The following is a 25,185-nucleotide window of genomic DNA, read 5'->3' as shown; positions in this document are numbered from 1 at the left end:
ATTCAAACAGGTTGACCCCATGACACAGACAGGTGCCCTTTCCCAGGGGCGGACATATCTGGCCATCCCCGGCCCTTCGGTAATGCCGGACACAGTCCTGCAGGCCATGCATCGCCCGTCGCCCAATATCTATGATGGCGAGCTTATCGATATGATGCCGGGCCTAACGCGCGATCTGTGCCGGGTTGCTGGCACAAAACACAACGTCGCCATTTATATCGCCAATGGCCACGGCATATGGGAGGCGGCGCTGTCCAACGTGATCGCCCCCGGCGAAACCGTTCTGGCCCCCGCCTCGGGCCGGTTTACCCACGGCTGGGCCGAAATGGCCGAGGGGGTTGGAGCCAAAGTGCAGCTGATCGATTTCGGCAGCTCGTCCGCTTGGGATTTCGACCGGATCGCAGATGCGTTGCGTGCGGATCAAAACCACCAGATCAAGGCCGTTCTGGCGGTGCACGTGGATACATCCAGTTCGATCCGCAACGACATACCGGCGCTGCGCAGGCTTCTGGACGACTTGCAACACCCGGCGCTGTTGATGGCAGACTGTATTGCTTCGCTGGGCTGTGACCGGTTCGAGATGGATGAATGGGGCGTCGATGTCACTGTCACTGCCTGTCAGAAGGGGCTGATGACCCCGGCAGGCGTCGGCTTTGTCTTCTTCAACGAAAAGGCGCAAGCCAAGCGGTCCACCATGCCGCGTGTTTCGCAATACTGGGACTGGCAACCGCGTGCCCATCCAGACCTGTTCTACCAATATTTCAACGGCACAGCGCCCACGCACCATCTCTACGGTTTGCGCGCCGCGCTGGACCTGATCCATGCAGAGGGGATCGAACAGGTCTGGGCCCGTCACGAACGACTGGCCAAGGCCATATGGGCAGCCTGCGAAACCTGGGCACAAGGCGGCGCGCTGCATCTGAACGTCGCTGACCGCGCCCACCGCAGCCACGCCGTCACCGCATTGCGCCTGACGGACAGCCGCGGCACAGCCCTGCGCGCATTCACCGAAAACCAGTTGGGCCTGACACTGGGCATCGGATTGGGAATGGAGGACTATGACGGCTGTTTCCGCCTGGGCCATATGGGTCATGTCAACGGGCAGATGGTGATGGCCATTCTGGGTGGAATGGAAACAGCCATGGCCGCACTTGATATACCGCGTGGCACGGGTGCCCTCGAAGCCGCCGCCGCCGTACTGGCCGCCTGACACCCTATTGGGGTCCCTGCGCGATCCGCCTCTTCATCTGGCTAAAAATATCCTCGGGGGGATCGCGCAGTGGCGCGATGGGGGGCAGACAGCCCCCCTTTGCTGTCCGACCGTATGGAAAAGGATCAGTCAGCCCGTCCGCGCGCGACCACAAGCGCCTTGGGCAAAGCAGCGGCAAACGCGTCCAGATCAGACGCCGCTCCACAGCTGATCCGAATGCACCTGTTCTGAGGTGCAGCAAACGGCATTCGGACAAATATCCCTTGCGCGACCAATGCATCCAGAACGGCCTTGGCAAAACCCCCGTCCTGCCCACAGTCAATCGCCACGAAATTGGTGGCCGAAGGCAGGGCCGCCAATCCATTTTCCCGGGCAATCGCGCCGATCCGCTCACGTGCCTCTGCGATCTGCGCTTGGATATGCTCCAGCCACGCGCCATCCTGTAAAGCCGCCAAAGCCCCGGTCTGCGCGGCGCGGTTCATGCCGAAATGGTTGCGCACCTTGTTGAAGGACGCGATCAGATCCCGCGTACCCATGGCATACCCAACCCGTGCACCCGCCATGCCATAGACCTTCGAGAAGGTTCGCATCCGGATAACGCGGGGGTCGTCGATACCTACAGGCGCAGCCGTCCCCTCTGGCGCGCATTCCACATAGGCCTCATCCAGAACCAGCAGGCACCCATCGGGCAAGGCGTCCATAGCGGCCACAATATCCGAGCCGGAATGCCAGCTTCCCATCGGGTTGTCCGGATTGGCCAGATAGACCAGCTTGGCGTCGACCTCTGCAGCCTTGGCAAACAGGGCTGAGGGGTCTTCGTGATCACCTGAATACGGTACCTTGTGAAGAATGCCGCCGAACCCGGCCACATGATAGTTGAAGGTCGGATAGGCCCCGTCCGAGGTGACAACGGTATCCCCGGGGCCGACAATCAGCCGCACCAGATAGCCCAAAAGCCCATCAATCCCTTCGCCGACAACAATATTTTCCGACGATATGCCGTGATGGTCTGCCAAAGCATGGCGCAGGTCATGGTTTTCGGGGTCGCCATACATCCAGATCTCTGACGCCGCTTGTGCCATGGCCTCGATCGCGCGGGGGGACGGTCCGAAAATGCTCTCGTTGGCTCCCAATCGCGCAACAAATGACGCGCCACGTTGACGCTCTTGCGTTTCGGGGCCCACAAAGGGCACGGTGGCGGGCAGGGTTTGTGCTAGCGGGGTGTATCGAGGTTCGGTCATGTCCGCAGATAACCCCAAGCCCGATCAATGAGCAAGCACGCACCATGTTTTGGCGCGCAGGATAAGATATTTGAAAAAGGAGCGCAGATGCGCATTTTCGTTGCCGTTATTCTCCTGGGCCTCGCCTATCTACTATTCTGGCCCGTCCCGGTTGAACCTGTTGCCGTCGAGATGCCGGAAGATGCCGGATTCACTGGGGATTTCGTCGAAAATACAGTACTGGACGCAGCGCAACTGATCCGCCTGCCGTGGGAAGAGATTGGCCCTGAAGACATCGCCGTGATGCCCGATGGATCAGTCTACACGACCAGTCTGGCAGGCACCCTCTATCGCATCGACGCGGCGGAACCGGTTGCAGTTGACCAACTTGGCGGGCGTCCCCTGGGCCTTAAGGCCGGACCGGATGGCGCGCTTTACATCGCCGACAGCTTTCGCGGCGTAATGCGTTGGACTGGCCCGGGCACGTTGGACAGGGTGGTGGGTGACATCAACGGTGCGCCAGTGATCTACGCGAACCAGTTGGATGTGGCGCAGGATGGCACGATTTACTTCTCGAATTCATCTGACCGCTTCGATCCGGAAACCATGGGCGGGACCAAACTGACCTCTGTCCTCACCATCTGGGAACAGTCCGATACAGGTTACGTCGCGCGTCGCACAGCCGATGGCCGCACCCAGAAGATCGCCGAGGGTTTTGTCTATACCAACGGTGTCGCGCTTTCACCTGATGAGGATTTTCTGCTGATCGCGGAAACAGGTCGCGCGCGCGTGCACAAACTGTGGCTGACCGGACAAAAAGCAGGGCAACAAGAGATCCTGTTGGAAAATCTGCCCGGCTATCCTGACAACCTCGAGGCTCAGGGTGACGGCACCTATTGGATGGCCTTCGCCAGCCCGCGGGTCCCGTCCGAGGCACTGATGGCGTACCCGTTCCTGCGCAAGGTGATCTGGCGGTTGGGTCCGGCAGTACGCCCCGCGCCAATCCATCGCGGCATGATGGTGCAGTTTGATGGCGACGGTACGATCCTGCGCACGCTACAGGACCCGCAAGGCCGCTTGGGCATCACGACCGGAGGCAAGATCGTAGGTGATCAGTTCTATGTCATGACCCTCGATTCCCCGTGGTTCGGACGAATGCCTGTCAGCGAATTGCCCTGACGTCGCAGTGGTATTCCGCACTCTGTCCGGGCATGTTTGCAGCAATTGAATTTCGGGAGGTCCCCCATGTCACGCGTATCCGTTGCCTATCAAGACCACGTTGCCCATGTCACTCTGACCCGAGGCGACAAGATGAATGCGCTGGATGATGCGATGATCAAGGCGCTTCTGTCCGCCGGGCAAGAGGTCACCGCATCGGATGCCCGTGCCGTGGTCCTGTCCGGCGAAGGCAAAAGCTTTTGCGCCGGGCTCGACATGGCAAGCTTTGCCAAGATGGCCCATATGGACCCAACGAAATGGCTGATGACCCGCAGTCATGAAGACGCCAACGAAATGCAGGAACTTGCCCTGATCTGGCGTCGCGTTCCGGTTCCGGTGATCTGCGCAATTCAGGGTGTGGCCTATGGCGGTGGCCTGCAAATCGCGTTGGGCGCGGATATCCGTATCGCGCATCCCGAGGCGAAACTGGCCGTGATGGAGATGAAATGGGGCATCATCCCCGACATGGGTGGCATGGTTCTGCTGCCTCGGCTGGTCCGCTCGGACGTGCTGCGCCTGCTGACTTACACAGCCCGCCCAATCGGCGCGCCGCAGGCGGCCGATTGGGGCCTTGTCACGCAGCTGTCCGATGACCCGTTGACTGAGGCGCTTGCCATCGCCGAGAACATCGCCGGCCAAAGCCCTTCGGCCATCCGTGCCGCCAAGCGATTGATCGAAGTCGCAGAAACTCAGGCACGCGCAGACGTTCTGATGGCGGAATCCGCTGAACAGGTGGAATTGATCGGCAAGCCTGATCAAATGGAAGTGGTGATGGCGCAGATGCAGGGCCGCAAGCCTGAATTCAAATGATCACCGCATGAAAGACCGCCGTGCGTCGCGGGCCATGTTGTAGCGCATCTCCAGATCGGCGATGCGAGCCATGGCGGCCTTACGCTCGGCGGGGTCCGTCAGGGTCGCGTAGTCCTGTCTCGCGATATCGAGCTGCTTTTTGATGTCGAATTCTTCTGGCAAAACACCTGCCTGGGCCATGATCCGATGGCCGGCGGCGGTGGCCGGGTCGCTCAATGCCTCGGATGACCGGTCAGGCAGCGGTTGGCCTTCGCCCTCGAGGCCCTGCAACTGACCCTCGGCCTGGGCTTTCTTGATCTGGCGCTCGACCAGTTTTCCCAACGCTCCAAACATAGCCTCTTCATACGTGATCCGCAGGGAGGTTGAAACCGGCTATCTGACGCGTTGCGTAACCAGATAGGCAATGCCACCCGCCAACAGACCCCAGACAGCCGCGCCGAGTCCAAACGCGGTAATGCCGGATGCAGTGATCGCAAAGGTCAGGATGGCCGCTTCGCGCTCGCCTGGAATTTCCAGCGCCGCTGAAGTGGCATTGGCCATCACTCCGATCAGCGCAACACCGGTCAGCGTGCCCATCAACAGTGGATCAGCATGAATTGCGAACCCGGTGATTGCCACGGCGAACACTCCGAACAGGCAATAGAATACCCCACCCATTATCGCGGACCAGTAGCGTTGTTCGGGGTCTGGATGGCTGTCTTTGTTGGAACACATCGCCGCAGTGATAGCGGCAAGACAGGTTGCGGGCGCACCGAACGGAGAGGACAAGATGCTGGAAATGCCTACGGCCGAGAACAGCTTGCCTGTCTGCGGCGCATAACCAAAGCTGCGGATCACCGCGATTCCGGGGATGTTCTGAGTCGCCATCGTGACAATGAACAGCGGCACGGCAATTCCGATGACCGAAGCCACAGAGAAGCTGGGCGTGGTCCAGACCGGAGCCGCGATCCATTGCGTCGGTGTCAGCGACGCGTCCCCGGCGTTCAAAACCACGACGGCTGCCGCTGCTACAACCGCAGCCGGAACGGCAAACAGGCGGTTGATCCGGCCGGCGATGAACCAAGTCAGGATCACCGGCAAGGCTTGCCATGGCAGCTCGACCGCCGCCTGAAAGGGTAGTATGCAAAGCGGCAGCAACACGCCCCCCAACATGGCCTGCGCCAGAGTCGTAGGTATCGCCGCGGCCAACCGCCCCAAAGGTCGCCACAACCCGGCCAACACAGTCAATGCCCCTGCACATAGGAACGCGCCCGTCGCCTCAGCGAATCCGAGAGCCGGTGTGGCAGACACCGCCAACAAGGCAGCACCCGGTGTGGACCAGGCCACGCTGATCGGCTGCCTATACCACAGGCTTAGCACAATGGCGGTCAGGCCCATGGCGATCGCCGCCATCATCAATCCGGACGCTGCCTGCGCCGGGGATGCGCCCATCGCCGCCAACCCTTGCAATACAATCGGGAAAGAGCTGAAGAAGCCGACGATTGCCACAACCAGCCCGGTCGAGACTGTCTGGAGCGGTGGGGCTGTGTGCGTCATGACGGCCTCGGAATATTGTGGTCGCAGATTGCTAACAAGCGGGGGCAGGGTCGGGCAAGGTCCCATCGTGCAAAAGAAAACCCCGCCGGATCAGTGACGGGGCCGGGGTTTGAACATTAAGGACAAGATGAAGATCAGGCGATTTCAGCCAGCCGGGCGAGGGCTTCGTTCAGCTTGGCCTCTTCTTCCTCGCGGGCGGCGAGGTTGGCTTTGGCTTCCGCAACCACCTCTTCCGGGGCCGAGGCCACGAATTTGGGGTTGTTCAAACGACCGCGCAGGCCACCAAGTTCCTTGGCCAGTTTGCCCTTGGCTTTCTCCAACCGTTCCTTTTCCGCGCCGATGTCGATGATATCCGCCAGCGGCAGGCCAAAGGAGGCTCCGGGGGCGGCAATCGAGATGGTGCCCTTGGGCAATTCATCCGCTTTGGTCAGGCTGTCGATCCGCGCCAGACGTTTGATCAGCGCCTCGTTCCGGTCCCAGGCGGCCTGGCCGTGCGCGTCGATCTCGGTCACCAGCATCGGCACGTACAGGCCCGCCGGAACCCGCATCTGGGCGCGGGCCGAACGGGTGTTCTCGATCACCGAGATCACCCAGTTCATCTCGCGATCCGCGTCGGCATCGACCAGATCAGCGGCGGCATAGGTTGGCCAGTCGGCATGCACCAGCATCTTGGCGCGGCTGCCGGTCAGGCTCCACAGCTCTTCGGTGATGAAGGGCATGATCGGGTGCAGCAGGACCATGCACTGGTCCAGAACCCAGCGCATTGTGGCGCGGGTTTCAGCCTGTGCTTCGGCATCGTCGCCTTGCAGCAGCGGTTTGGACAGTTCCACGTACCAATCACAGACCTTGCCCCAGACAAAGGCATAAAGCCCGTTCGCCGCATCGTTGAAGCGATAGCTTTCCAACGCCGCGTCGACCTCTTCGCGCACGCGGGCGGTTTCGCCGATGATCCAGCGGTTCACGGCGGCCTTGGGCTTCAGGTCGGCCACATCCAACTGCGGCACTGCGTCGGTAAAGACTTCGTTCATTTCGGCAAAGCGGACGGCGTTCCACAGCTTGGTGCCGAAGTTGCGATAGCCGGTGATGCGTTCGCGGGACAGTTTCAGCACACCGCCAATCGCCGCCATCGAGGCGTTGGTAAAGCGCAGCGCGTCGGCGCCGAATTCGTCCACGATTTCCAGCGGGTCGATGACGTTGCCGGTGGTCTTGGACATCTTCTTGCCCTTCTCGTCGCGGACGAGCTGGTGCAGATAGACGGTGTGGAACGGGACCTGATCGACCACGGCCAATTGCATCATCATCATCCGGGCGACCCAAAAGAACAGGATGTCGAAGCCAGTGATCAGAACGTCCGTAGGGAAGTAGCGTTCCAGTTCCTCGGTCTGCTCGGGCCAGCCCAGCGTGCCGATGGGCCAGAGGCCGGAGGAGAACCATGTGTCGAGGACGTCAGGGTCACGCCAGACCGGGTAAACCAGCTTGGTCGGATCCTGTTCGATTGCATACTGCGCAAGGCTTTCGGCGAATTGGTGGATCGCGTCCTGCTTGTCGGCGACCTCGATCACAGTCGCGTGGCTCAGAGGGCTGGGAATGTCCGCATTGTCGTCAAGGAACTTTTCGGTAACGGCCTCAAAGCTCGCGGCACATTCCATGACATTGCCACGGTGCAGCATGCCGCCTTCGTTCAGCAAACGGCCCAATTCAACCAGATCAAGGTCGCCATCATTCTCGTCGTCAATGAAGTCTTCCGCGGACAGGTCGAGCCCATACCAAACCGGAATCTGATGCCCCCACCACAGCTGGCGGCTGATGCACCAGGGCTCGATATTTTCCAGCCAGTGGTAATAGGTCTTCTCGCCCGATTCAGGAATGATCTTGACCGTACCATCCTTGACCGCATCCAGCGCGGGGCCGACGACCTTTTCGGCGTCGACGAACCACTGGTCGGTGAACATCGGCTCGATCACCACCTTTGACCGGTCGCCGAAGGGCTGCATGATCGGTTTGCTCTCGACCAGCGGCACCAGCGTGTCGGCCCCTTCCTGATCCGGCTTCAAAGCGGTCGCACCCAGACGCGGATCATCCGCGCGGGTCATCACGGCCAGACCATCAGCCGTGATCTCTTCCACCACCTTGGCCCGCGCTTCGAAGCGGTCGAGCCCGCGCAGGTGATCAGGCACGAGGTTGATCGCGTCGATTTCGTTCTCGGTGAATTCGCGCCCGCGCGCGTATTCCTGAGCCTTGCCTGCCGCTTCGGCGTATGGCGCACCATCTGCCCGCATTGCACCTTTGGTGTCCATCAGACGGTACATCGGAATGCCGCCGCGCTTGGCCACCATGTTATCGTTGAAGTCATGCGCGCCGGTGATCTTCACCGCGCCCGAGCCGAAATCGGGATCGGGGTAGTCATCGGTGATGATCGGAATCTGGCGGCGATGCTCTTTCGGGCCAACCGGGATTTCGCACAGTTTGCCGACGATGGGCGCATAGCGTTCATCCGACGGATGAACCGCAACCGCGCCATCACCCAGCATTGTCTCGGGGCGGGTCGTGGCGATCGAGATGTAATCGCGCTCTTCTTCCAGCACGATATTCCCGTCCTCGTCTTTTTCGACGTAAGTATAGTTCTCACCCCCGGCCAGCGGATATTTGAAGTGCCACATATGGCCGGCGACCTCGATATTCTCGACCTCGAGGTCCGAGATCGCGGTCTCGAAATGTGGATCCCAGTTGACCAGCCGCTTGCCGCGATAGATCAGGCCCTTCTCGTACATGTCGACGAAGACCTTGATCACCGCATCATGGAAGTTGGCCGAGTTCTCATGCCCCGTGCGCGGATCGCCCGCCGCACCGGCCATAGTAAATGCGTTGCGCGACCAGTCACAGGAAGACCCCAGACGCTTAAGCTGCTCGATGATCGTGCCGCCATATTCGCCTTTCCACTCCCAGACTTTCTCAAGGAATTTTTCACGGCCCAGTTCAGTGCGGCTGGGCTGTTGGGTGGCGGCCAGCATCTTTTCGACCTGCATCTGCGTGGCGATGCCGGCGTGGTCCTGACCCGGTTGCCACAGCGTGTCAAAGCCACGCATGCGGTGCCAGCGGATCAGGATGTCCTGCAGCGTGTTGTTGAAGGCGTGTCCAACGTGAAGCGCACCCGTCACGTTGGGCGGCGGGATCATGATGGTAAAGCTTTCATCGCGCGAACGGTTCGCGCCAGCCTTGAAGGCTCCGGCCTGTTCCCAGGCCTCATAAATGCGGGCCTCGGCCTCGGCCGCGTTGAATGTCTTTTCCATCGCCATGGGATGCGTCCTGCGTCAACAAATTCGGGTCAGCGACTGCAATAGCGAATGCGCGCGGTAAGGGGAAGGCCTAGTGCGCCTAAGCCATGCCAAAGCGCGCTTTGAAATAGGCGTCAACGCGTTGATAGGCGGGATCATGGAAATCCAGCGTCAGCAGCGAATGATCCTTGCCGGGATATTCGACCGTTTCCAGCAGATCGCCGAATGCCTGTTTGAGCGCCTGCATCAGTTTCTTGGGTGCAAGCTTGTCTTCTGAATACCGCATCGCCAGACCGGGGCCCTTCGCGGCCATACCCGCAGAGGCCGCGCCGACGTCGTCAGCGCTCATGTGCAGATGACGGCCCCCGAGGATTGGCAGTGCAGGTTGGCTGGCTACCCCACCCAGTACTGCGTCTTCGGCCATCAGAGTAAGGGCAAAGCTGCCTGTCAGGCACATGCCGATGACGCCCACACCGGCGCTGTTTTCGCGTTGCTTGATCTCACGGGTCAGGGCGCGCATCCATCCTGCAATTGGGCTCTGTCTGCCACGGGCAAAAATGTTGAACTCGCGCCGCACGCAGAACAACCGGGCCATGTTCTTGGCCATTTCAACCTTGCCATAGGTTCCAAACAAATGAGGCAGGTAGACGCGAAAGCCGGATGCATTGAGCTTTGCGGACAACGCCAGCGTTTCGGGCCCGATCCCTGGCAACTCCTGAAGGATCAGGATCGGTGGGCCTTCACCGCCGACATAAACGTCATGTGTGGTCGTCTGCCCGCTGGTCATCGGGGCAGAGAAGGGAAAAACGGTATCATGCGTCCAGCTCATGGCCCAAGGCTAGCTGAACATCCTTTGCGCGCAAACGAATTTCGGTGAACCCCGCTGGACATTGCCGAGTCGCGGGCTAGGCTCGCCCCTGAGATCGCGCAGGAGGACCACCCATGGAAAAGTTCGGCAGAAGCCAGCCGGTGAAACGGACCGAGGATCAACGGTTCCTGACCGGGCAGGGGCGTTACATGGATGATGCGGTGCCCGGGAACGCTTTGTTTGCCGCTTTCTACCGCAGTCCGGTGGCGCATGGTGACATCACGTCTCTGGATATCGAGGCCGCAGGGGCTGCCGATGGCGTTCGGCTGGTCATGACGCTGGACGATCTGGCCGCTATAGGCATCGACACGGTGCTAAATGCGGCCGTCCTGCAGAACCGCGATGGGTCCAAGGCGGCTGCGCCGGACCGGCACATGCTGGCCAAGGACCGTGTGCGCTTTGTGGGCGAGCCGGTGGCGGTTGTCGTTGCGGATACACTGATCCAGGCGCAGGACGCGGTCGAGTTAATCTGGATGGACACAGAAGAACGCCCGGCCAAACTGGACGTTGACGCAGGTGGTGAGACTTTACACACGCAAGCACCTGATAACCGCGCTTTTGATTGGGGATTGGGCGACGAAACCGCGACCCAGGCTGCCTTTCAGTCCGCCGCACATACCGTGTCGCTGAACGTCGCCGACAACAGGGTCATCATCAGTTCGCTGGAACCGCGTGGCTGCCAGGCCGATTGGTCTGACGGGCGTCTGCATTTTTCCTATGGTGGGCAGGGCGTCTGGGCGATGAAGGCCCAACTGGCACAAAAGCTGAAACTGGATGCGGACGACATACGCGTCACGACCCCGGATGTCGGTGGTGGTTTCGGTATGAAAGTGATGCCATACCCTGAATATTTTTGCGTTTCAGTGGCGGCGATGAAGTTGGGTCAGCCGGTGCACTGGATGTCCGACCGGTCCGAGGCGATGCTGTCCGACCATCATGGCCGCGATCTGACCTCGCTGGCCGAGCTGGCCTTCGACGCCGATTGCAAGATCATTGCCTACCGCGTCCACAGCAAGGTGAATCTCGGCGCCTATAACAGCCACTTCGGTCAGGCGATCCAGACCAGCCTGTTCAGCAAGGTGTTGATGGGTGTCTACGACGTCCAGACCACTTATTTGCGGGTCGAAGGGTTCTATACGAACACGACGCAGGTCGACGCATATCGCGGTGCAGGTCGGCCCGAGGCGATTTACGTGCTTGAACGCGTGATGGATCGCGCCGCGCGCGAACTGGGCGTTGACCCGTGGGAGCTGCGGCGCAGAAATTTCATCCGCCCCGGTGATTTCCCTTACACCTCCTCCACCGGCGAAACTTATGATGTCGGTGATTTCGACATGGTCCTCACCCGCGCGGCTGACCAGACCACCGGGTTCGAGGGCCGCAAGGTTGCGGATGCGGAACGCGGGCTGATCCGGGGGCAGGGTCTCTGTTACTATATCGAAAGCATTTTGGGAGACCCTTCCGAAAACGCGAAGGTCGCGTTTTGCGAGGATGGCACGGTGAACCTTTACGTCGGCACACAATCGAACGGGCAGGGGCATGAGACTGTTTACGCCCAGTTCCTGTCGGATCAGACGGGTATCCCCATGAACATGATCACCGTCATACAGGGCGATACCGACCGGCTTGCCCATGGCGGCGGCACTGGTGGTTCTCGCTCGGTCACGGTGCAAAGCACCGCCACTCTGGTCACGATTGACAAGATGATCGCCGCATTCACGCCTTATCTTGCCGATAAGATGGGGGTCGAGGAAAGTGATGTGAGTTTTGACCACGAGACATTCCGAGCGCCGGGCTCCAACCTGACGCCGACGCTGACCGAAGCCGCCGAGATGGCGCGTGCCGATGGTCGAATGGATCTGCTGCAACATGAGGCCCGCGCCAACCTGGATGCGCGCAGCTACCCGAATGGCGCGCATGTTGCCGAAGTCGTGATCGACTCTTACACCGGCCAAACGTGGGTGGACCGCTACACCGTGGTTGACGATTTTGGAAATCTTATCAATCCGATGCTGGCCGAAGGGCAGGTGCATGGCGGGGTGGTGCAAGGCATCGGTCAAGCCTTGGATGAACGTGTGGTGCATGACGATCACGGACAACTGCTCACGGCTTCGTTTATGGATTACGCCTTGCCCCGTGCAGCGGACATACCCATGATTAAGTTTACCTCGGCGCCGGTTCCGTCAACCTCCAACCCGATGGGGATGAAAGGATGTGGTGAGGCCGGCACAGTGGGCGCGCTGGCTGCTGTGGCAAACGCGGTTCAGGATGCGCTCTGGGATCACGGGGTGCGGCAGGCGGATATGCCTTTCACACCTCACAGAGTATGGGAATTGCTGACGCATGAAACTGTCGCGGCTGAGTAGAAAGGTTCTGGGATGGCTCGGGCGACCTTTGCGGTCCGAGCATTCCGCCGAGACGCGGCACCGCGAACCAATCAGCCATGTCATCATCCTTGACGGGACCATGTCCACGCTCGAGCCGGGCCGCGAAACTCATGCAGGCCAGACCCTGCGCCTGTGTTGCGAGATGGGTAGCAAGGTTTCGGTCTTCTATGAGGCAGGGGTACAATGGGAAAGCTGGAAATCCTCTTTGGATGTGATGATGGGCCGGGGCATTAACCGGCAAATCCGCCGTGCTTATGGCTATCTGGCGTCACGCTACAAACCCGGCGACAGGATCTTTTTCATTGGCTATTCGCGGGGTGCTTACGGTGTACGCAGTCTGGCTGGGGTGATCGACATGATCGGCCTGCTCAAGGCCGAAGACGCGACCGAGCGGAACATTCTGCAGGCCTATCGCCATTATGAGTGCAATCCAAGCGGCACCGCCGCCCGCGATTTCCGCCGCCGCTTCTGCCACGAGGATGTCGAGATCGAGATGATCGGTGTCTGGGATACGGTCAAGGCGCTGGGCCTGCGCCTGCCGCTGCTCTGGCGCTGGGCCGAGGAGCGTCATGCCTTTCACAACCACCAATTGGGCCCGGCCACGCGCCACGGCTATCACGCCATGGCATTGGATGAGACACGCGAGGTGTTCGAGCCGGTCCTGTGGAAATGCACGCCCGAGTTCAAAGGCCATGTGGAACAGGTATGGTTCCGCGGCACACACGGTGACATCGGAGGGCAATTGAATACCTATGAAGAGGCGCGTCCACTCAGCAACATTTCCCTGATCTGGATGCTGGACAAGGCCGAGATGCACGGATTGCCGTTGCCCGAGGGCTGGCGCGATCGTTTTCCCATAGATACGCATGCCCCGTCGGTTGGCACATGGCGCGGCTGGGGCAAGATTTTCCTACTGCGCAAGCACCGGAAGGTCGGGCGGGATCAATCTGAGCGGCTGCATGTTTCGGTGGCACCGGATGAGTTGCCCCGATGGGTGCCAATGCCGAACTTGCCCTCGCATCCGGCGCAGTGAAAGGCTGATCATGTGCCAGCGGCTCCAAGATCACCGACACCTCAATGTCAGGTTAGAGCCCAAACTTACAAGCGACTCAAACTGTTCCTTCACCAGAACACCGTAAGTTTTGCCATATGCGCTCGAAACATTCCTAAGGCATCAATTGGTGAGATTGCTCCATCTTCGAGCAATATCTTGGTTCGGATTAGTTCAGGGCCAAACTCTCTTTCATGGTAAAAGAACATGACTTCGATTTCGCGCCGACTTGCAACGTGTTGCTCAGAAACAAATCCTGACAAAGCACCTCCACGCATACGTGCTGACCTTGTGCTCAGGCATCGACCAGTTCTACTTACCACCAATTCCGCACAAAAAATCTTACGTTCGGAAAGGTATCTTTCGCTCACACTTCCATAGTGTTCAGACGTGTAAGGCGTGATGGCTTCCAAGAAAGCTGTGACCGGAGGAGCGCACGCTAAGCAGGTGTACTTGATAAATGCTTCATTAAACTCGGCAGACCAGATTTCCTCTCTTTCAAGATTGACGAAGAGGTATGACTCGACAAGGCGACCAAAGCGAGTGCCTTGTGCAAAGCTTGTCTGTGCGAATAGAATTGTAGCGATAGCCATCAAGTGAGTAAGAAGTTTCAATCGCCATCCTGCATTCAAGGTTACTTTTGCTCACTGGGTTTATGACGTTAATCATAAAGTCTGGCTCAAAGCTGTTCAACGACAGCTAAGTCCGCACAGCCGACGCTCCGAGCTAAAACACCCTCGCAGCTTTCAGCGAGGGTGCGTTCCTTGTAAGAGCTCCTACGCCTTGCGTTGTTCTTGACTATGTGACGCTTCCGGTAAGAGGCTTGGAGAAACGCCTGCACCCTTTCCACATTCCACAATAGAGATTTGAGTTCTGGCGTTCCTAATCACCGCCGTCGGTCGCGGCGCGAGCTCATCGGCTGGAACGCCACGCCCACATGTGCCTCGCAATAGGGTTTGCCTGCCTCAACCGGAAGGCCGCAGAACCAGAAATCCTCGGTCGCGGGGTCGCCCACGGGCCACTTGCAGGTTTTCTCGGTTAATTCCATCAGAGTCAGCTTCTTGGCCTTTTTCTCTATCTCGTTGACCTTGGCCAGCGCTTCGGGGCTGATCTCATTGGCCGACGGTTGCGGTGGCAGCGGCTGACCGGCGGGGATGATCTGACGGCGGGCCGGAACGACCGGTTTTGACTCGGAGGTCGGGGCAGGCGCCGGGCGCGCCGGTTCGGTCTTGGGCGCAGGTCTGGGTTTGGCCTCGGCCTTGGGGGCAGGCGCCGGTTTTTCTTTCGGTTCCGCCTTGGCCGGGGATGCGCCTGCCGTCCGGTTGGACAGGCCCAGGCGGTGCACCTTGCCGATCACCGCATTGCGGGTCACGCCACCCAGTTCCTTGGCAATCTGGCTGGCCGACTGGCCTTCGCCCCACATCTTCTTCAACAGTTCTACGCGCTCGTCTGTCCAGGACATCGTTAGCCTTTCAAAAGCGGAAAGCGGCCCCGGATTCGGGCCGCCTTGGGAATTCGTCTCAGCCCCCTATTCTAAACACTGCAGCCCGAGTTACAAGCTGTCTTCGAATCAGTTTGAGGGCAAAACATGCAGAATCCCGCAGATCAGACCGCGCGTCGCTTCGGAGCAGTCAACTGGATGGGCCTTTACACGCTGGCGCAGCGCGAAACCCTGCGCTTTCTGGCCGTCTGGACCCAGACGGTTCTGGCACCACTGGTTACGGCGGGGTTGTTCCTGTTGATCTTCACCATCGCCATCGGACCCAGCCGGCCTGATGTCATGGGCGTGCCGTTTGTGATGTTTCTGGCGCCGGGGATCATGATGATGACGGTGATCCAGAACGCCTTTGCCAATACCTCGTCCTCGATGGTGATCGCCAAGGTGCAAGGCAACATCGTTGATACCTTGATGCCACCGCTGTCACCGCTTGAGATTCTGCTGGGCTACCTCGCGGGTGGCATCGCCCGCGGCGTGATGATTGCAGTGGTGATCTCGATTGCGCTTTTGGTCTTGCTCTCCATCGCGCCTCAGCACCCGTTGATCGCGTTGACCTTTGTCGTTCTGGGCGGAGCGTTCATGGGCGCGTTGGGACTGTTTGCAGGTATCTTTGCCAACAAGTTCGACCAGATGGCAGCGATCACCAACTTTATCGTCACGCCGCTGGCCTTCCTGTCGGGTACGTTCTATTCGGTCGCGGCACTGCCGCCTGTCCTGAATCGCCTGACACACCTGAACCCGGTGTTCTATCTGATTGATGGCTTGCGGTATGGGATGATCGGGGTGTCGGACAGCTCTCCGTGGCTGGGAATAGCGGTCTGTACGTTTGCAACACTCGTGATCGGAGTCATCACCTGGCTGATGCTGCGCACCGGTTACCGTCTCAAGGCTTAGCGCCGCTCTGCCAGCGCGTCGGGTTTCAAGGGCAGGTTCGGCCTTCCCAGCAAGGGGTGCGGGCGCCTCCGTTCCGGAATACGGGGCCTGTGCAAGGCAGGCTCTCAGGCACGGCGCTGCACCGCTTCTCGCCAGACCAGGATCAGCCCGCCGGCCAGGATAGTCGCAGACCCGACCAGACTGATCCAGTCAGGGATCACATCAAAGACCGCAAAGTCGTAAAGGGCGGCAAAGATCAGCGTGGCATAGCTGATCGGGGCCACAAAGGATGCGTCCGCCCGCGCCATGCCGTTGACGAAACAAGCCTGCGCGCAGGCCATCAGAACGCCGATCCCCACCAATGCTGCCCATTGCTGCGGGGTCGGCATCTGAAAGACGAAGCTGACGGCTATCGTGGCGATCACCAGCCCCATCGAGTTATTGATCAGCAGGATCTGCATCGGTGGCTCGCGCCCGGAAAGTTTCTTGATGAAAATCAACTCCATCCCGATCAGCGCGGCCGCTGCCAGCGCCAGAAGGGCAGCGGGCTGAAAACTGGCTGGGGTCGGGCGAAGCAGGATCAGTGCACCCGTCAAGGCAACAGCCGCAGCCAGCCAGCGCCACAGTCCCACGCGTTCTTGTAGCAGAGGAATGGCCAGCACCATACCAAAGACAGGGTTCAGAAAGGATATAGCCGTCGCATCCGCCATCGGAATGAAGGCAACCGACGCGAACATCAATGTCACCCCCGCCCAGCCAAAACTGGTCCGCCCGATGTGAAGACCCCAGTGGGGCCGCACCAATCGGGGCCGCAGAATTGCAACCGCCAACAGGATCGCCAGCAGGGCAAACAGAAACCGCCCGTGACTGATCTGCATCGCATGCAAGGGCGGGCCCAACGCATCCGTCCCCAGCGCCTTGGCCAGCAGCGTCGTCGCCGCGATAAAGGCGGTGGCGACAAAGATAAGCGCGGCGGCAAGCGGTGGATTATGGTGTTTGGGTTCGAACATGGCCAAGCGGTGCGCGGTTGCGCAGGCGTTGGCAAGCGCAAAATGGGATCGTTTCAAAATACCGGCTTCCCAACCTGCGCAAGCATCGCTATACGGACGGCCATGATCAAACATGTGCATATCCAACTGCTCCGACGCCGACGCATCTTTACGTAACCGGCCTGTTTGATCCCGTGTGCCCAGCTATTCGGCACAAACCTCACCAAATCTGTTGACGAACTGGGCCTTCGTGTACCACTCACGAGGCTCATACTACCTGAAAAGGATGATCCCATGATCCCGTCCGTTCTGCCGACCTATAACCGTGCGCCCCTGACATTCGTGAAGGGCGAAGGCGCCTGGCTGACCGAGGCGGATGGCCGACGTTTTCTGGACCTCGGCGCAGGGATCGCGGTGAACGCGCTGGGTCACGCCCATCCGGCATTGGTGGCCGCGCTGACTGACCAGGCCCATGCGCTGTGGCATGTCTCGAACCTGTACAACATTCCTCAGCAACAGGCGTTGGCTGACAAGCTGGTGGAACACACTTTTGCCGATACGGTTTTCTTCACGAACTCTGGCACGGAATCCTGCGAACTGGCCGTGAAAATGGCCCGCAAGTATTTCTATGACAAAGGTCAGCCCGAGCGGGTTGAAATCATCACCTTCGACGGTTCCTTCCACGGCCGGTCGTCAGCCGGTATCGCTGCTGCCGGGTCCGAGAAAATGACCAAGGGCTTCGGCCCGCTGCTGCCCGGCTTTGTCCACCTGGCATTCGGAGACCTCGATGGCGTCACCAACGCCATCACCGATGAGACCGCCGCGATCCTGATCGAACCGGTGCAGGGCGAAGGTGGTATTCGCCCCGTACCTGATGCCGAACTCAAAGCGCTGCGCCAGATCTGCGACGAAAATGGCCTTCTGCTGATCCTTGATGAAGTCCAATGCGGCGTTGGCCGGACAGGCAAGCTCTTTGCCCATGAATGGGCGGGGATCACCCCTGATATCATGATGGTCGCCAAGGGCATCGGCGGGGGCTTCCCGCTGGGGGCTGTACTGGCGACCGAAGACGCGGCGTCCGGTATGACTGCGGGCACCCACGGTTCGACATATGGCGGCAACCCGCTGGGCTGCGCCGTGGGCTGCGCGGTGATTGATCACGTGGCAACACCCGCCTTCCTTGAAGGCGTCAACCGCAAATCCGGGCTTCTGTGCCAGAAGCTCGAAGGCCTGATCGCCGACCACCCTGAAGTGTTCGAAGAAGTGCGCGGATCGGGCCTGATGCTCGGTCTGAAGTGCAAGCCGACCAATATCGACGTGGTCAACGCAGGGTATGACAACGAGGTTATCACCGTTCCCGCCGCCGACAACGTGATCCGTCTGCTGCCACCGCTGACCCTGACCGAGGACGATATCGCTCAGGCCGTGATCCGCCTCGACAAAACAGCCAAACAGATCGAAACCCAGCTTGCGACTGCCTGAGTTTCACCTTTCTTCAAATACTTTGGGGGTGTTGGGGTCTGACCCCACCCGCCGTCAGCCAAAAGCGAAGCAAAATGAACCATTTTCTTGATATCCACAAAACCGATTCTACCGATCTGCGGGCCATGATCGATCAGGCGGGAGTGATGAAACAGGCGCGTTTGGGCCGCCCCAAGGCCGCCCCTGACGACGAACAACCGTTGAAAGATCGTATGGTGGCACTGATCTTCGAAAAGCCGTCGACGCGGACGCGCGTGTCTTTCGATGTGGGCGTGCGCCAGATGGGCGGGCAGACCATGGTGCTGTCCGGCAAGGACATGCAGCTGGGTCATGGCGAGACCATTGCCGACACCGCCCGTGTGCTGTCGCGCTATGTCGACATGATCATGATCCGCACCTTTGATGAAACCATCCTGACCGAAATGGCCGAATACTCGGACGTGCCGGTGATCAACGGCCTGACCGACCGCACCCATCCCTGCCAGATCATGGCTGATGTTCTGACATTCGAGGAACACCGCGGCCCCATCGCCGGAAAAAAGGTGGTCTGGACCGGCGACGGCAACAATGTCTGCGCCTCCTTCCTGCACGCCGCTGGTCAGTTCGGGTTCGATCTGACCTTCACCGGGCCCGCTCAGCTTGACCCGGAAGAAGGGTTCATAGGGTTTGCCCGCCAGAAAGGGTCAAAAATCGTGATCGAAAGGGATCCGCACAAAGCGGTGGAAGGCGCTGACCTCGTCGTCGCAGACACCTGGGTCTCGATGCATGATTCCCAGTCGGCCAAGGAACGCCGCCACAACATGCTGCGACCATATCAGGTCAACGCTGAACTCATGTCGCATGCCAAACCGGATGCGCTGTTCATGCATTGCCTGCCGGCCCACCGCGAGGAAGAAGCGACCTCCGAGGTTATGGACGGACCGAACTCGGTCATTTTTGATGAGGCCGAAAACCGCCTGCACGCGCAGAAGGCGGTCATGCGCTGGTGTCTGGGCGTCTAAGGGCGCCGACGGACATCCCACACTTTCAGCTTGGCGAGTGCGCTTGCGCTCGCCAGCAGGACCAGTGTGCAAAGCGCTGTTTTGGTCATGATCTCCATCGTGCCTTCGATCAGCATGGCGTGAACAACGCTGCCGACAATCGTCACCGCGGCCAGCACGGTGTGGCTCAGCCGCCAAAGTCGAAAGCGCAGACGCAGGTGCTGGCGGAAGACACCCAGCAGGGCCGCCCCGAAAGCTGTCCACATGGCAATGACGCCCCAGGCCGAGAACGGTGTCGGAGAGACGAACAACAACGCATCCACCACATCCGGCGGGCTGGTAAGCCACAAACCCGCGACATGGACCACAATCACCAGCACCAGGGTCAGGCCGACCCAACGGTGAATGTGGCGGCTCTTCACTGCGGACAAGCCCGGAAGGTTTTTTCCGGCTAGAAGCGGTTGCAGCAACAGCAGATCCAAGCTCAGAATTCCGGCAAACCCGGCGAGGATGTAGACAGGGTCGCGCCATGCAAGGTAAGGGCTGCCTGCCGCAGCGATCAGAGGAACGGCAAGGGCGGCGATCAGGGTCGCCCAAATGACACCGGTTCGGATCACCGGGATCAGAGCGGTTGCAACACGAAATGCGCAGCCAGTGTCTTGTCCTTGGAACTGGACATCACAGGCCGCAGGAACACCGTCTCGAACGCGCCGCTGTCATAGGCCAGATGCCCGTGCGGTTGGCCGAAAGCGGGCACGATCTGCGGCATTTCCAGGCGGAATTCACCCTTTTCATTCGTCAAAGTCGCCCCATGGCTTTGCGGGTCACGCTCGTGCCCCTCGGTGGTGTGGGCCCAGATTTGAATGCGTTGGCCGGGCAGGGGTGCGCCGTCGCCCGCCCGTCGTACGGTGCCGGTCATCCAGAACCCCCCTCTGCCGATCCGGTCCACGACCGGTGCGCCAGGGCGATAGTTGTTTGATCCACCCCGCATCGAAGGCGTCGGCGCAAGCCCGGCTGCGCGGGCAGGAACCAAAAGCCCCGCAGCCCCGGTTGCCAAAACGGCAGCACCTTGGGTGATCAGGGAACGACGGGACAGCAACGCATCTGTCATCGAGAAACCTCCAATACGCGATCCAATCTTGTCAGTCTGCGGCTTCCATCTGAAACATAGCATGTTTCTCTAAAAATCCGAGGCTGTGCTCGGTTCAACCCATGCACGCTCACTGTACTGTGAGCGATTCTGGGTCGTCGAAACGAATCTCTTTGACGTCTCGTGCTGTGCGGTGCGATGCTCAGGGTCACCGAACCACTTCGGGATGATCATTCCATGACGACAGCAGACCTGGTCACAAAGGAAGACATCGGCGCCTTCCAACGCGATGGGGCTGTTGTTCTCCGGTCGAAATTCTCATCTGACTGGTTGTCACTGTTGCGCGCCGGTATCGATGCCGACCTTGACACTCCAACCGACAATTTCACTCGCCACACCAAGGATCCGGACGCCCCGGGTTATTTCGAAGACTACTGGGCCTGGAATAAAATTCCGCAATTCAACGAATTCGTTCACAATTCACCCTGCGCACCGCTTGCTGCCGGGTTGCTGGGCGCGCCATCCGTAAACCTTGTCATGGACAACTGGTTTCTCCGCGAGGCCGGCTCGACTTCGCGCCCGCCCTTCCATCAGGACCTGTCTTACTTCGATTTCGAAGGTACGATGTGCGTCCTTTGGCTGCCGCTGGAACCAGTGACCAAGGAAAACGGCATCGCTTTCGTCAAAGGCTCACACCTATGGGACAAGCTGTTCATGCGGGTGCGGTTCGCCGATGGTCATCCCAGCTATAAGCCCACCGAAGTTGCCGGGCAGACCTATCACCCACCACCTGATGTCAATGCAGACCCCGACGCGTTTGATTTGCTGCAATGGGATCTTGAGCTTGGGGATTGCATTTTCTTCGACATGCGAACGCTGCATGGCGGGCTGTCTTCAACCACCCCGTCGGAAACGGTGCGCCGCTTCACCCTTCGCATGACCGCACCAGACGGTGTCATCCGATACCGTGGCGACTGGGCCAAGGACGAGCGCGCGCAGTTCGAGGCAGCTGGTTATGGCGAGGGGGATCGGATTGACGGACCCTTTTTCCCCCAGCTCTGGCCGCGTTAGTCGGAACGGCGCCGCACTCCACCTGTGCAATCGTGCACTTTATAGGCTGCTTTGCGCGGCTATTTCTTACCTGAGAGAACGCAGACGGCCTGACCATCTGCAACGAGGGGAGTGCTGAAATGAGTTGGAACCCGACACACAATCCGGACTGCATCTCGGAAAATCCGGCGCTGGACACGTTGATCATCCCGCGTGCCCGTGACCTGGGAGGGTTCGAGGTGCGCCGTGCGCTTCCTTCGGTAAAACGACAGTTGGTGGGCCCGTTCATCTTTTTCGATCAAATGGGGCCTGCTGAATTCATCACCGAAGGCGGCATCGATGTTCGCCCCCACCCGCATATCGGATTGGGCACGGTCACTTATCTGTACCAGGGCGAGTTCGAGCACCGCGACAGCCTTGGCACACATCAGATGATCTATCCCGGCGAGGTCAACTGGATGGTCGCAGGCCGCGGTGTGACCCATTCAGAACGCACCAGTGATGAGACCCGAGGCAAGAAACACAGCCTGTTCGGCATTCAGACCTGGATTGCCTTGCCCGAAGCGCATGAGGATATGGCCCCGGATTTCGAACACCACAAACAGGCCGCACTGCCGCATCTTCAGGATGCGGGTGTCAGCGCCCGGTTGATCCTGGGTTCGGCCTATGGTGAGACCAGCCCGGTCACGATGTTGTCCGAAACCTTCTATCTCGATGTGCAATTGGAACCCGGCGCGTCCTTCCCTCTGCCTGACGACCACGAAGATCGCGGTGTCTATGTCACGCAAGGTGCGGTCGAAATCGCGGGTGACACGTTTGACGAGCGCCGCATGATGGTGTTCCGTCCCGGGGACAGGCTGTCTGTCACGGCGGGCCCACTGGGCGCGCGGCTGATGCTGCTGGGCGGAGCGACCCTGAATGAAGACCGCTACATCTGGTGGAATTTCGTTTCGTCTTCGAAGGAAAAGATCGAAACGGCAACCCGTGAGTGGAAAAGCGCCGATTGGGCCAACGGTGCGTTTCACCTGCCTCCGGGTGACGATCAGGAATTTATCCCTATTTCCAAAGAGCTTGAGCACACAAAACCCCGGCTGGCCCGCTAGCGCGCGACGTCAGGGGCAAGTGGGCTTGTGTCACGGGCCGTTTGCGGTGATCCTTTTCGGGAATACCGGAGGGGGTATCATGAAAATTGTCCTCGCAGGCGCGGGCAGCATTGGCTGCTACTGCGGTGCCTTGCTTGCCCGTTCGGGGCACTCCGTGACCCTTCTGGGACGGGCACGTGTGCTGGACCCGATCCGTGAGCACGGGCTGACGGTCACAGATTTTGACGGCCTTGATTACACGGTTCCGCCCGAATCTTTGTCTCTCAGTGAAGATCCGGCCTGCTTGGGTCAGGCCGAACTCGTCATCGTATCCGTCAAATCGGGCGCTACATCAGACATGGCCGAGCTGATTGGCACTATTGCACCGCGAGATGTGCCTGTCCTGTCCTGGCAAAACGGGATCGAGGCCGCCACAACACTGCGCAATGCCCTTCCCGGGCGCGACGTTCGCGCCGGAATGGTTCCGTTCAATGTGGTGCCGACTGCCCCCGCCACCTATCACCGGGCCACGTCCGGAGAGATCGTCATCCAGAGCGGCACCGGAGATCTGGCGACGCAGCTGAGCAGTGCGGACCTTCCCGTTATGTCCAGCGACCGGATCGAGGCCGTGCAATGGGGCAAGCTTGTGATCAACCTGAACAATGCGCTCAATGCCTTGTCGGGCCTCACGCTGGTGGATCAGCTTATGAACCGCGACTGGCGCAATCTCATGGCGGATCAGATGTCTGAGGCGCTGACTGTTCTCAAGGCGGCGGGGCATCCCGTGGCTTCGACCACACCACTTCCGGCATGGATGACGCCGCATATTCTGCGACTTCCGACGCCGCTGTTCACCCGGATCGCGGCCCGGATGCTGACAATCGATCCGAGTGCGCGAACGTCCATGGCCTATGACTTGATGGCCGAGCGCCAAACGGAAATTGACAGTCTGCAAGGGCATATCATCCGGATGGGTCACGAAACCGGAGTGCCAACACCCATCTGCACGCAAGTGTCCGACCTGATCAAACATGCACCCGATCACCCGTTGTCACCTGAGCAGATCAGGCTCTGACGGTATTCGTCAGACGAATGCAGTCAGTACCCAGTATAATACGGCCGACATGGATGCAGCGGCTGGCACGGTCACAACCCATGCCGCCACGATGGTCATGAAATGCGACCGGCGCACCAGCTTGCGACGGCGGTATTCTTCCGGGGCAAGGTGTTGCGCCGTGCGCTGTAGGTTTCCCTGCTTGCGCCGACGCTCGGAATGCCACTCGCGATAGAAGCCGACGCCAAAGACTGCTCCAACGGCAATATGGGTCGAACTGACCGGCAGACCCAGCCAGCTGGCCAGAATTACGGTGATCGCCGCCGACAGGGCGACGCAAAAGGCGCGTATCGGGTTCAGCTTGGTGATCTGACTGCCCACCATGCGGATCAGCCTGGGGCCGAACAGGAACAGACCGAACGAAATCCCGAACACGCCAATGATCATCACCCATAGAGGGATTGAAACCTTGGCTGCGAACTCTCCGAATTCAGCCGCGTGAACAATCGCGGCCAGCGGGCCGACCGCATTGGCCACGTCATTTGCGCCGTGGGCGAAACTCAGGAACGTGGCCGAGATCACAAGGGGCAGCCCAAACAACGTTTTCAGAGACCGGGTCCGGTTTTCCATTCCTTCGGATTTGCGTTTGACCCACGGGACGGTCACGGACCAAGCCAGAAGCCCCACAGACAACCCGATCAGCAAAGCCATCTCCAGATCGATTGTCACGATCCGCTTCAGCCCTTTGACGGACATATATGTGGAAAAGGCCCCAGCCATCACCGCCAAAAGGATTGGCACCCATTTGCGCGCGGCTGCAATCTTGTCGTCCTGATGCTGGATCTTTGACCTGATCAGCGCCAGAAAACCCGCTGCAATCACACCCCCAAGCACCGGCGAGATCACCCAGCTGGCCGCAATTGCGCCCATTGTGCCCCAGCTCACCGCGCTCAGGCCCGCTGCGGCAATACCTGCACCCATGACCCCGCCCACGACAGAATGCGTGGTGGAAACAGGAGCGCCGATCCAGGTTGCCAGGTTGACCCACATGGCTGACGATATCAGCGCCGCCATCATGGCCCAGATGAACACCTCGCTGTTTTGCACCGAGGCCGGATCGATGATCCCCTTGGAGATGGTCGAAACCACATCACCCCCCGCAAGCAAAGCGCCTGTGCTTTCGGCAATGGCGGCAATCACGATGGCGCCGCCCATAGTGAGCACATTCGCACCAACCGCAGGGCCCATATTGTTGGCCACGTCATTGGCGCCAATATTGATTGCCATATAGGCCCCGAACGCAGCCGCTGCGACGACGATATAGCTACCATCCGCCTGACCAAACAGAACTGCCGCCGTCAGCCCGGCCAATGCCATGAAGGCAAGCGCGACTCCCGGTGCCAGCAAATGGCGTGCGACATGGATATTGGCGGCTTCGACGCGCGAAATTCGGTGCAGGTCGCTGTCTAGCTTTTGCCAGCGTGGTTTTGGATTCGTGTCAGACATGAACTT

Annotated in this window: 22 protein-coding genes; 11 read left to right on the top strand and 11 right to left on the bottom strand. The window is 59.8% G+C overall.

Going from position 1 to position 25,185, the window contains the following annotated elements:
• Positions 1–19: 19 nt before the first annotated feature.
• A complete protein-coding gene (locus tag AC2FFA_RS11405) occupies positions 20–1,210 on the top strand; it encodes a pyridoxal-phosphate-dependent aminotransferase family protein (protein WP_496851759.1) in 1,191 nt (396 codons plus the stop codon).
• Between the two features lie 125 nt (positions 1,211–1,335).
• Here AC2FFA_RS11405 and AC2FFA_RS11400 read toward each other — a convergent pair whose 3' ends face one another.
• A complete protein-coding gene (locus tag AC2FFA_RS11400; RefSeq protein WP_496851758.1) occupies positions 1,336–2,451 on the bottom strand; it encodes a pyridoxal phosphate-dependent aminotransferase in 1,116 nt (371 codons plus the stop codon).
• An 87-nt stretch (positions 2,452–2,538) separates the two neighbouring features.
• On the opposite strand from AC2FFA_RS11400, the gene AC2FFA_RS11395 reads away from it, so the two are divergent.
• Positions 2,539–3,609, top strand: coding sequence for an SMP-30/gluconolactonase/LRE family protein (locus AC2FFA_RS11395; RefSeq protein WP_496851757.1), 1,071 nt, complete (start codon positions 2,539–2,541; stop codon positions 3,607–3,609).
• A gap of 66 nt (positions 3,610–3,675) precedes the next feature.
• A complete protein-coding gene (locus AC2FFA_RS11390; protein WP_496851756.1) occupies positions 3,676–4,458 on the top strand; it encodes a crotonase/enoyl-CoA hydratase family protein in 783 nt (260 codons plus the stop codon).
• Here AC2FFA_RS11390 and AC2FFA_RS11385 read toward each other — a convergent pair whose 3' ends face one another.
• The 4 genes from AC2FFA_RS11385 to AC2FFA_RS11370 all read right to left on the bottom strand — a co-directional run bounded on the left by AC2FFA_RS11385 (position 4,459) and on the right by AC2FFA_RS11370 (position 10,098).
• Complete coding sequence (locus tag AC2FFA_RS11385; RefSeq protein ID WP_299898651.1) at positions 4,459–4,791, bottom strand: DnaJ family domain-containing protein; 333 nt, start codon at positions 4,789–4,791, stop codon at positions 4,459–4,461.
• 39 nt (positions 4,792–4,830) lie between these two features.
• A complete protein-coding gene (locus tag AC2FFA_RS11380) occupies positions 4,831–5,994 on the bottom strand; it encodes a benzoate/H(+) symporter BenE family transporter (protein ID WP_496851755.1) in 1,164 nt (387 codons plus the stop codon).
• Between the two features lie 134 nt (positions 5,995–6,128).
• Entirely contained in the window at positions 6,129–9,290 is a 3,162-nt protein-coding gene (locus AC2FFA_RS11375) for a valine--tRNA ligase (protein WP_496851754.1), read from the bottom strand.
• 79 nt (positions 9,291–9,369) lie between these two features.
• Complete coding sequence (locus AC2FFA_RS11370) at positions 9,370–10,098, bottom strand: dienelactone hydrolase family protein (protein WP_496851753.1); 729 nt, start codon at positions 10,096–10,098, stop codon at positions 9,370–9,372.
• Positions 10,099–10,211: 113 nt separating this feature from the next.
• On the opposite strand from AC2FFA_RS11370, the gene AC2FFA_RS11365 reads away from it, so the two are divergent.
• Together AC2FFA_RS11365 and AC2FFA_RS11360 are read left to right on the top strand one after the other, a co-directional pair.
• Positions 10,212–12,503, top strand: coding sequence for a xanthine dehydrogenase family protein molybdopterin-binding subunit (locus AC2FFA_RS11365; RefSeq protein WP_496851752.1), 2,292 nt, complete (start codon positions 10,212–10,214; stop codon positions 12,501–12,503).
• Positions 12,481–13,557, top strand: a complete 1,077-nt coding sequence (locus AC2FFA_RS11360; RefSeq protein ID WP_496851751.1) for a T6SS phospholipase effector Tle1-like catalytic domain-containing protein — start codon at positions 12,481–12,483, stop codon at positions 13,555–13,557. Before AC2FFA_RS11365 ends, AC2FFA_RS11360 begins: the two co-directional genes overlap by 23 nt.
• Before the next feature lie 89 nt (positions 13,558–13,646).
• On the opposite strand, the gene AC2FFA_RS11355 is transcribed toward AC2FFA_RS11360, so the two are convergent.
• Positions 13,647–14,189 carry a hypothetical protein gene (locus AC2FFA_RS11355; protein ID WP_496851750.1) on the bottom strand — a complete coding sequence of 181 codons (543 nt, stop codon included), beginning with the start codon at positions 14,187–14,189 and terminating at the stop codon, positions 13,647–13,649.
• A 272-nt stretch (positions 14,190–14,461) separates the two neighbouring features.
• Entirely contained in the window at positions 14,462–15,037 is a 576-nt protein-coding gene (locus AC2FFA_RS11350) for a GcrA family cell cycle regulator (RefSeq protein WP_117869672.1), read from the bottom strand.
• Between the two features lie 126 nt (positions 15,038–15,163).
• Between AC2FFA_RS11350 and AC2FFA_RS11345 the strand changes: the two genes are divergently transcribed.
• On the top strand, positions 15,164–15,967 hold the full coding sequence (locus AC2FFA_RS11345; RefSeq protein ID WP_496851749.1) for an ABC transporter permease: 804 nt from the start codon (positions 15,164–15,166) through the stop codon (positions 15,965–15,967).
• Between the two features lie 104 nt (positions 15,968–16,071).
• Here AC2FFA_RS11345 and AC2FFA_RS11340 read toward each other — a convergent pair whose 3' ends face one another.
• A complete protein-coding gene (locus AC2FFA_RS11340) occupies positions 16,072–16,956 on the bottom strand; it encodes a DMT family transporter (RefSeq protein WP_496851857.1) in 885 nt (294 codons plus the stop codon).
• 273 nt (positions 16,957–17,229) lie between these two features.
• On the opposite strand from AC2FFA_RS11340, the gene AC2FFA_RS11335 reads away from it, so the two are divergent.
• On the top strand, positions 17,230–18,417 hold the full coding sequence (locus tag AC2FFA_RS11335) for an aspartate aminotransferase family protein (RefSeq protein WP_299898667.1): 1,188 nt from the start codon (positions 17,230–17,232) through the stop codon (positions 18,415–18,417).
• A 74-nt stretch (positions 18,418–18,491) separates the two neighbouring features.
• On the top strand, positions 18,492–19,418 hold the full coding sequence (gene argF, locus AC2FFA_RS11330; RefSeq protein WP_299898669.1) for an ornithine carbamoyltransferase: 927 nt from the start codon (positions 18,492–18,494) through the stop codon (positions 19,416–19,418).
• On the opposite strand, the gene AC2FFA_RS11325 is transcribed toward argF, so the two are convergent.
• Positions 19,415–20,011 (bottom strand): ferric reductase-like transmembrane domain-containing protein, encoded by a 597-nt coding sequence (locus tag AC2FFA_RS11325; protein ID WP_496674121.1) that lies wholly within the window; start codon positions 20,009–20,011, stop codon positions 19,415–19,417. The two genes, argF and AC2FFA_RS11325, sit on opposite strands and share 4 nt — an antisense overlap.
• Positions 20,012–20,019: 8 nt before the next feature.
• Entirely contained in the window at positions 20,020–20,508 is a 489-nt protein-coding gene (locus tag AC2FFA_RS11320; protein ID WP_117869667.1) for a peptidase associated/transthyretin-like domain-containing protein, read from the bottom strand.
• Between the two features lie 216 nt (positions 20,509–20,724).
• On the opposite strand from AC2FFA_RS11320, the gene AC2FFA_RS11315 reads away from it, so the two are divergent.
• The 3 genes from AC2FFA_RS11315 (at position 20,725) to AC2FFA_RS11305 (ending at position 23,694) form a co-directional block, all read left to right on the top strand.
• Positions 20,725–21,558, top strand: coding sequence for a phytanoyl-CoA dioxygenase family protein (locus AC2FFA_RS11315; protein ID WP_496717690.1), 834 nt, complete (start codon positions 20,725–20,727; stop codon positions 21,556–21,558).
• A 119-nt stretch (positions 21,559–21,677) separates the two neighbouring features.
• Positions 21,678–22,640 (top strand): pirin family protein, encoded by a 963-nt coding sequence (locus AC2FFA_RS11310; protein ID WP_496851748.1) that lies wholly within the window; start codon positions 21,678–21,680, stop codon positions 22,638–22,640.
• A gap of 79 nt (positions 22,641–22,719) precedes the next feature.
• Entirely contained in the window at positions 22,720–23,694 is a 975-nt protein-coding gene (locus AC2FFA_RS11305; protein ID WP_117869664.1) for a 2-dehydropantoate 2-reductase, read from the top strand.
• 9 nt (positions 23,695–23,703) lie between these two features.
• On the opposite strand, the gene AC2FFA_RS11300 is transcribed toward AC2FFA_RS11305, so the two are convergent.
• Positions 23,704–25,179, bottom strand: coding sequence for an inorganic phosphate transporter (locus AC2FFA_RS11300; RefSeq protein ID WP_496851747.1), 1,476 nt, complete (start codon positions 25,177–25,179; stop codon positions 23,704–23,706).
• Between the last annotated feature and the right edge of the window lie 6 nt (positions 25,180–25,185).

The sequence above is a fragment of the Ruegeria sp. YTSB088 genome, from assembly GCF_059609825.1.
The sequence above is the reverse complement of the archived record's forward strand: the minus strand, read 5'-3'. Positions and strand labels throughout refer to the sequence as shown.

Coding starts and splice junctions, on each gene's coding strand:
- AC2FFA_RS11405 (WP_496851759.1), top strand. CDS start 20: ATGACACAGACAGGTGCCCTTTCCCAGGGGCGGACATATCTGGCCATC.
- AC2FFA_RS11400 (WP_496851758.1), bottom strand. CDS start 2,451: ATGACCGAACCTCGATACACCCCGCTAGCACAAACCCTGCCCGCCACC.
- AC2FFA_RS11395 (WP_496851757.1), top strand. CDS start 2,539: ATGCGCATTTTCGTTGCCGTTATTCTCCTGGGCCTCGCCTATCTACTA.
- AC2FFA_RS11390 (WP_496851756.1), top strand. CDS start 3,676: ATGTCACGCGTATCCGTTGCCTATCAAGACCACGTTGCCCATGTCACT.
- AC2FFA_RS11385 (WP_299898651.1), bottom strand. CDS start 4,791: ATGTTTGGAGCGTTGGGAAAACTGGTCGAGCGCCAGATCAAGAAAGCC.
- AC2FFA_RS11380 (WP_496851755.1), bottom strand. CDS start 5,994: ATGACGCACACAGCCCCACCGCTCCAGACAGTCTCGACCGGGCTGGTT.
- AC2FFA_RS11375 (WP_496851754.1), bottom strand. CDS start 9,290: ATGGCGATGGAAAAGACATTCAACGCGGCCGAGGCCGAGGCCCGCATT.
- AC2FFA_RS11370 (WP_496851753.1), bottom strand. CDS start 10,098: ATGAGCTGGACGCATGATACCGTTTTTCCCTTCTCTGCCCCGATGACC.
- AC2FFA_RS11365 (WP_496851752.1), top strand. CDS start 10,212: ATGGAAAAGTTCGGCAGAAGCCAGCCGGTGAAACGGACCGAGGATCAA.
- AC2FFA_RS11360 (WP_496851751.1), top strand. CDS start 12,481: ATGAAACTGTCGCGGCTGAGTAGAAAGGTTCTGGGATGGCTCGGGCGA.
- AC2FFA_RS11350 (WP_117869672.1), bottom strand. CDS start 15,037: ATGTCCTGGACAGACGAGCGCGTAGAACTGTTGAAGAAGATGTGGGGC.
- AC2FFA_RS11345 (WP_496851749.1), top strand. CDS start 15,164: ATGCAGAATCCCGCAGATCAGACCGCGCGTCGCTTCGGAGCAGTCAAC.
- AC2FFA_RS11340 (WP_496851857.1), bottom strand. CDS start 16,956: ATGTTCGAACCCAAACACCATAATCCACCGCTTGCCGCCGCGCTTATC.
- AC2FFA_RS11335 (WP_299898667.1), top strand. CDS start 17,230: ATGATCCCGTCCGTTCTGCCGACCTATAACCGTGCGCCCCTGACATTC.
- argF (WP_299898669.1), top strand. CDS start 18,492: ATGAACCATTTTCTTGATATCCACAAAACCGATTCTACCGATCTGCGG.
- AC2FFA_RS11320 (WP_117869667.1), bottom strand. CDS start 20,508: ATGACAGATGCGTTGCTGTCCCGTCGTTCCCTGATCACCCAAGGTGCT.
- AC2FFA_RS11315 (WP_496717690.1), top strand. CDS start 20,725: ATGACGACAGCAGACCTGGTCACAAAGGAAGACATCGGCGCCTTCCAA.
- AC2FFA_RS11310 (WP_496851748.1), top strand. CDS start 21,678: ATGAGTTGGAACCCGACACACAATCCGGACTGCATCTCGGAAAATCCG.
- AC2FFA_RS11305 (WP_117869664.1), top strand. CDS start 22,720: ATGAAAATTGTCCTCGCAGGCGCGGGCAGCATTGGCTGCTACTGCGGT.
- AC2FFA_RS11300 (WP_496851747.1), bottom strand. CDS start 25,179: ATGTCTGACACGAATCCAAAACCACGCTGGCAAAAGCTAGACAGCGAC.